The 7005-nt window shown below is 50.6% G+C and carries 5 protein-coding genes; 4 read left to right on the plus strand and 1 reads right to left on the minus strand.

Annotated elements, in window-relative coordinates:
• A partial coding sequence (locus ACETWG_05090) for a glycoside hydrolase family 3 protein (GenBank protein ID MFB0515963.1) occupies positions 1-1277 on the minus strand: 1277 nt, incomplete at its 3' end.
• A gap of 226 nt (positions 1278-1503) precedes the next feature.
• On the opposite strand from ACETWG_05090, the gene ACETWG_05095 reads away from it, so the two are divergent.
• From ACETWG_05095 to ACETWG_05110, 4 genes are all read left to right on the plus strand, one after another.
• Positions 1504-2505 (plus strand): UDP-glucuronic acid decarboxylase family protein, encoded by a 1002-nt coding sequence (locus tag ACETWG_05095; protein ID MFB0515964.1) that lies wholly within the window; start codon positions 1504-1506, stop codon positions 2503-2505.
• 457 nt (positions 2506-2962) lie between these two features.
• On the plus strand, positions 2963-4423 hold the full coding sequence (locus ACETWG_05100) for a sugar transferase (GenBank protein MFB0515965.1): 1461 nt from the start codon (positions 2963-2965) through the stop codon (positions 4421-4423).
• A gap of 467 nt (positions 4424-4890) precedes the next feature.
• A complete protein-coding gene (locus ACETWG_05105) occupies positions 4891-6240 on the plus strand; it encodes a UDP-glucose/GDP-mannose dehydrogenase family protein (protein MFB0515966.1) in 1350 nt (449 codons plus the stop codon).
• A 154-nt stretch (positions 6241-6394) separates the two neighbouring features.
• Positions 6395-7005: hypothetical protein (locus tag ACETWG_05110; protein MFB0515967.1), on the plus strand; the 611-nt coding region annotated here is incomplete at its 3' end.

The raw sequence follows: 7005 nt of genomic DNA on the forward strand, positions 1-7005 counted from the left end.
ATCACATAGACGGTATCCTCTTCGGCAGTGGCCCTGAGGGGTACCAGGTTACCCTCGTTCTTAACCAGGGTGACGGCCTTGGTGGCCATTTCACTGGCCAGGTGTTGGAATTCAGGATTGCCCACGACCCGGCGCGTATTATCAATGTTGGTGTACCGGTTCCTATGCAGGCCGGCCTTCTCCTTGAGTAGAAGCATCTTCAAGGCCGCCTCATCAATCCGTTCCCTGCTGATGAGTCCCTCCTGGACCGCCTTTTCCACGATATCGACTGCAAAACGGAAGTTGAAATTCTGGATGATAATATCACACCCAGCGTTGATGGCTTCAATAAGGGCATAAGCATCCGTGAAGTTCTCGGTCACGCCACCCATAGCCATGGCGTCGGTGATCACGGCGCCTTTAAAATCCAACTGGTTTCTCAGCACTTCTGTCGTCCAAAACCTGGAGAGGGTGGCGGGTGTACCAGCATGAGGCTGGTAATCAGGGGCCTGGATATGGGCGATCATGACCAGATCGATTCCATCCTTGATTGCTGCGATGAATGGCAGCAGCTCCACCGTCCATAGTCGGGTTGAGTCGCTGGGAATGATAGCCAGATTGGAATGTGAATCCGTTTCAGTATCGCCGTGGCCGGGAAAGTGTTTGGCCGTGCCCAGCATACCATTTTCCCGCATCCCACGGATGAAAGCCCTGGAGAATTCGATGACCATTGCTGGGTCTTCCCCATATGAGCGCACGTTGATGATGGGATTAGCGGGATTATTATTCACATCCACCACTGGCATGAGGTTCAGTTGGATCCCTACCGCGCGGCCTTCAATGGCAGTGATCCGTCCGGCCTGATAGGCATAGTCGGGGTTGCCGGTCGCACCCACTGCCATCAGCACCGGTAAAGGAGTGCCCCCAGGAAAGCGCTGATGCAGGCCCCGCTCAATGTCCGCGTCGAACAGGATTGGAACCTTGGACATCTTCTGCATCTGGTTCATTATTGTGAGCGACGTACCGACATCCCCATACCAGAGATGGATGCCACCGATGCCATCGGTCTGGATCAGCTCCACAATCTCCCGCCACTGCTCCGATTCCTCATTCAAGTACTGCATGTTCATATAATAAAGCATCATCTGGGCGATTTTCTCCCGTTGGGTAAGCTTCCGAAGGGTCGCCCGTGCCCAGGCCCCTTCACCACCCATCACCGCTAGCCCGGCGCAGCCGGAGAATAGCAGAATGCCAGATAGAAAAAGCGCAAACTTGCTGTTGAGAGAGATTCGTCGCATGTACCCACCTGTTTAGTTACTTATCGATTTCAGCAAATTTAAAAAATGTGAGCTGGGAAGCACGAGAAACAGTGGAGTACCCCAATTATTTCACTGATCCGACTCACTTCAACTACCTGGTACAAATCAGCTTTTCCGCCCAATTAGTGCCTTATAGCTTTCGTGTGCCTAAATTCACACACTTGGTTTCGTCCGTGTGATATCCTTCATCGCCAAAGGTGCATAGATGACCGGGAACAAAGCCAACCGATCCAATCAGGCTTCTCCCTTCGTAGAGCCACACCGGATTCTGGTCACAGGGGGCGCCGGCTTTTTAGGTTCACATCTGTGCCGCCAGCTCATTAAACAAGGCCAAGAGGTGCTTTGCCTGGATAATTTTTTTACCGGTCACAAGCGAAACATTCAGGATTTACTTGACCACCCCAACTTTGAACTCGTCCGACATGACATCGTCAATCCTATTTTCCTTGAGGTCGACCAGATCTATAACCTGGCCTGTCCCGCCAGCCCGGTACATTATCAATACAATCCCGTCAAGACCATCAAGACCTCGGTGATGGGAACCATCAATATGCTGGGACTGGCCAAGCGGGTCAAGGCCCGGGTGCTCCAGGCCTCCACCAGCGAGGTCTACGGCGACCCACAGGTCCATCCGCAGCCGGAGTCTTACTGGGGGCATGTAAATCCCATCGGCCGGCGTTCGTGCTATGATGAGGGCAAGCGCTGCGCCGAGACCCTCTGTTTTGATTATCACCGGCAAAACCAGGTCGAAATCAAAGTAGCCCGGATATTTAATACCTATGGCCCCAATATGGATCTTAATGATGGACGGGTTATCAGTAATTTCATCATGCAGGCCCTGCAAAATAAGCCCCTGACGGTCTACGGTGACGGCAACCAGACCCGGAGCTTCTGTTATGTGGACGATATGGTACGGGGCCTGATCGCCCTTATGGACAGTCCGCCTGGGTTTACCGGCCCGGTGAACCTGGGCAATTCCCACGAACTGACGGTACTGGAACTCGCCGAAAAGATTATCGCCAAGACTGGTTCCTCGTCCGCCATTGACTACTACCCCCGCCCCACCGACGATCCCGAGCAGCGTCAACCGGACATCGAACTAGCCCGCAAAAGTCTAAATTGGGAGCCAAGTGTATCATTAGACGACGGACTTGAAAAAACCATTGCTTATTTCAGATCATTGCTCGACTATCCGCTGCAAGCGTAATTCTGTTGGTAGCAGCCAGCAGTGGGCTGAAAGCCTAGCTGATACCATAAAAACTCAAGGCCGGGACAAGTAACCCTGAGCCGGTGATGCGCATCGGTATCAGCCATAGAGAAGCTGTCGCTGGGGACTATCAAGTCCCCAGGGGCAAGTGGGTCCCAAATACAAATTTATATCTGCAAAGGACCCGGGTATCCTCCACAGGACTCCAGTTAGGGACATGCTCCTGTCAGCGGCTGGATGCCTGGGCTATGTAAGCTAAGCTCGTCATGACCAGGCTGCCTGGCTGGTCCCGCCTTTTCAAATCCTAAGACTGAGTCCAGCATGTTTTGCGCAAATTTATTCTTGCTTCTAGACCATTGATTTATGAATTTGAACCTATCTTTTCTCCAGAAAGAGGGAACCTACTTTCATCTGATGAGTATGACGGGCTGATAGAACTAATTTCCTTTCGTACTAAATGCTTAAAAATAATTCATTTATCCGCCGCAACTGGCGTGTTATCGTCGCCCTTGTCACCTACCTCATCGACTCCTTAGCTATATTTACCTGCGGAACCACCACCTGGTATCTGCTGTCTCGCTTTTACCCGGGTCCCGTCACAAAACCCACTGCAGCCCTTCTGCTGGTCATCTCCTTCTGGGCGATCCTATCCTTCTTTGCCCTCGTAATCGGGCTCTACCGCCAACTATACCCACTCAATTCCAGCTCCCACTACTTATTAGCGGCCAAATCGTACGTCTACGCTGTAGCCTTCATCCTGATATCATTCTATTTTTTGCATTTAGTTAACATTCCCAGAAGTTTTATTCTCCTATGCCTCGTGCTGATACCCATTCACTTTATCATTGGCCGCGGTCTGCTCACGCTCCTCCACCAAGTCTTCCAGCATATCGGACTCGGGATCCATAATGTGCTTCTCTTGTTAGATGGCAAAACGACCGACAGTATCCCGCGACAGCTGATAAGGCTGCCCAGTTTAGGTTATAACATACGGGGACTTCTAGTCAATTCAAAGGAGAGCCGTATCAAGAATGGCCATTTCCTTGGGAAAGAAGTACCAATTTATACCCTGTCTCAAATTGACAATATTATCCCCCGAGAGGAGATCGACCGAATCTTCATCCCATCAACCAGCTTCGTCGTCAACGGTTTCCACGATATCATTGAAAAATGCAAGCATCATCAGATTAAGCTCAAAGTTGTATCACCTGAAGCGAGCAGTTTATTGCGAATGGCAAGGGTCCACGACCTGGCAGGAATAACCCTCTACACCACACCCCGATGGAGAATAGAATTGGCAAAGCGGGTTATAAAAAGAATCTTCGATGTAATCGGGGCCACGATACTCATTCTAATGCTTTCACCAGTCTTTCTCCTAACCAGCATAGCTATATTCATTGAGTCCGGCTGGCCGATCTATTATACCCAAAGGCGCGCATCCGTCAAAGGCGGCAAAGAATTTAAGTTTATTAAATTTAGAAGCATGATCCATGGCGCTGAAAAGATCAGGGAGTACCTCTCAGATCTGAATGAAGCCAGCGGCGCCCTTTTTAAAATGAAAAACGATCCCCGCATGACCAAGGTGGGGCGCTTTATCCGAAAGTTCAGCATCGATGAACTGCCGCAACTTTTCAATGTATTGATTGGTGACATGAGTCTGGTTGGCCCTCGACCGCTGCCGATCGAGGATTTTGAGAAGGTGAAGGTGGAAAATGATTTCTGGGAGGCCATTAGCGATCGAGCCAAGGCAAAGCCTGGAATAACCGGCCTGTGGCAAATCTCAGGCCGCAGCGATCTCAGTTTTAATGAAATGGTCCTGCTGGACCTTTATTATGTCGAACACCAGTCGCTCATCTTCGACCTGGAAATCCTATTTGAGACCATACCGGCCGTACTCTTCAGTAGGGGGGCCTACTAACCCTTACTCCCAAGGCCCTACCTCTACCTCGCTACCAGGTTAAAACAAAGCCTTGAGGCACACATTCATTAAAATGGGGCACTAGCCTATAAATGCGCCAGTATGTGTGGGGCATCACAGTAAAGATGGTTTGAACTTCGTTAAGATAGACCATGATCATTCGCTCATCCATCCGTTTGCATATCAGTAGTGACCAGATCGGAAAAGGCACCATTTGCTAAAGCAAATGCAATATCAGATTTTATTATTTAAATTAATTTGTTATAAAATTATGAATCGGTCAGTAAGCATGGGAGCCGCTCAGTGACGGTTATCAATCATCACTTGAAACGTGCGGCGCAAGTCATGCGGACAGAGAAAGAAACGAACATTTTACCACTTAAACTTTACCCTTCTAGGTACCGAAGGTGGTTTTTCTAAATAAGTAGGCGATTTCAGTGCCTAAGAAACTATTCGAGGTAACGTAAATGAAAATAGCAATCATCGGCACCGGGTACGTTGGTCTGGTTACCGGCGCCTGCTTTGCCCACATGGGTAACACTGTTATCTGCGCTGATATCGACCGTAAAAAAATTGACCTGCTCAAATACGGCCAGATCCCCATTTATGAGCCGGGGCTGAAGGAGCTGGTAGAAAGCAATCTGAAGGAAGGGCGGCTGGCTTTCAAAACCAGTATCGCCGAGGCTGTAAAAACCAGCGAATTCATCTTTGTTGCTGTCGGTACACCCAAGGACCGCGATGGAAGTGCGGACTTAAATCAAGTATTGGAAGTTGCCCGGAGTATCGGGCAGACGTTGGATGGGCATCGCATTATTATCACCAAATCAACCGTACCGGTCGGTACTACGCACAAGGTCAAAGAGATTATCAACGAGGTTTTGAGACAAAGGGGCCTGGATCTAACATTTAACGTCGTATCAAATCCCGAGTTCTTAAAGGAAGGTCGAGCGGTTTCCGATTTCTTGAGCCCGGACCGCATCATCATTGGCACCGACTGCACCGAAGCCAAAGAGCGTATGCAAGCCTTGTACGATCCCTTCTGCCGCACCGACGAAAACCGAATCATCTTTATGGATATTGTCTCCGCCGAACTCACCAAATACGCCGCCAATGCTATGCTGGCAACCCGGATTTCCTTTATGAACGAAATTGCCGCCATCTGCGAGGCCACAGGTGCCAACGTCGACCACATCCGGGTTGGCATCGGCAGTGACAATCGCATCGGCCGCCGCTTTCTGTTCCCCGGCGTCGGCTATGGCGGATCATGTTTCCCTAAAGACGTTCGCGCCCTTATCGGCACCGCTGAAGAGCTGGGAATTCAGCCTCGAATACTGACCGCTGTCGATGAGGTGAACACGATCCAGCGGCAATATCTGGTCAACAAAATCAGCAACTATTATGGCCAGAGCGGCCTGGCGGGCAAGACCTTCGCCGTCTGGGGCTTATCCTTCAAGCCCGAAACTGACGACGTCCGGGAATCTCCGGCAGCCGACATCATAGCTGGGCTCTTAAAGGCTGGTGCCAAGGTTGTAGCCTATGACCCGGTTGCCGAGGAGTCCTTTCGCCGTACTTACAATCTTCCGATCCAGTACTCTCAGGGGATGTATGAGTGCCTCGAAGGTGCCGATGCCCTGGTTTTGATTACTGAATGGCACCAGTTTCGCCGCCCTGATTTCGCCCGTATGCGGCAGGCACTAGCCCAGCCGGTTATCTTCGATGGCCGTAACCAATACGAACTGGACTACCTCCGGGAACGCGGCTTTACCTACATCTCCATCGGCCGCAAATCCGCCAGCCCGGATCAATCAACTACCTGAGGGTGATCGCCCAACCTCTTTGCATTAGTTGCCCACACTACATGATCATGTCATTTCTGAAGACCCAGGGAACCTGAAACCAAGAGCACTTTACATATCCACCGCGAAGAGCGCTCTTCTTATTCATGACACTTTCAAGCAAAATAAGGTCATAATGACTAGAATAATAATCTCTGTTTTGACCCTTGCCTTAATCACCAGCCTCTGGGGACAAAAGGCCTCCAGCCTCTCAGGGCGCAATATCTCGATCGCCCCCATCGCCTTTGGCATACATAAAACTATGGCTGGAACCTGGCATCCGGAGAAACAGCCGGTATCGTTTGCAGGATGGGGGATTCAAGGAGAGACGACTTATGGCCGCTGGCACCTATTCGCCGAGTTTATCAATATGCGTTTTTTTGGCCTCGGCAACATTCCAAACCGATTTTCCCCGGAGCAGGGTTTCAGCTGGCAGCAGCATGCCACCGACACCCAGAAGGAATTTGATACCGACTACAGCAACTTCAAGCTGACCTATCAAGTCGAAGGTCTCTCTGCATTTGTAGGCAAGTTCTCGCCCAAGTGGGGGCCGGCGCTTCATTCCATCGTTATCTCACAAAAAGCTCCCACCTACCCTCAGTTCGGCTTCGAATGGCAGCCGAACAGGCGGCTTCGATTTACTTACACTCACGCCGATCTATTCAGTGGAATCGAAGATACCCTGCAAACCCAGTCTGCCGGACTGCTGGGAGAACGAGTTGTCCACCTGAAGCGTTATCTGGCCAC

It is taken from the genome of Candidatus Neomarinimicrobiota bacterium (genome assembly GCA_041862535.1).
Taxonomy (GTDB): Bacteria; Fidelibacterota; Marinisomatia; order SCGC-AAA003-L08; family TS1B11.

Bases quoted from the DNA above. Each gene is read 5' to 3' on its own strand.
- ACETWG_05100 (MFB0515965.1), top strand. From the start codon at position 2,963: ATGCTTAAAAATAATTCATTTATCCGCCGCAACTGGCGTGTTATCGTC.
- ACETWG_05095 (MFB0515964.1), top strand. From the start codon at position 1,504: ATGACCGGGAACAAAGCCAACCGATCCAATCAGGCTTCTCCCTTCGTA.
- ACETWG_05105 (MFB0515966.1), top strand. From the start codon at position 4,891: ATGAAAATAGCAATCATCGGCACCGGGTACGTTGGTCTGGTTACCGGC.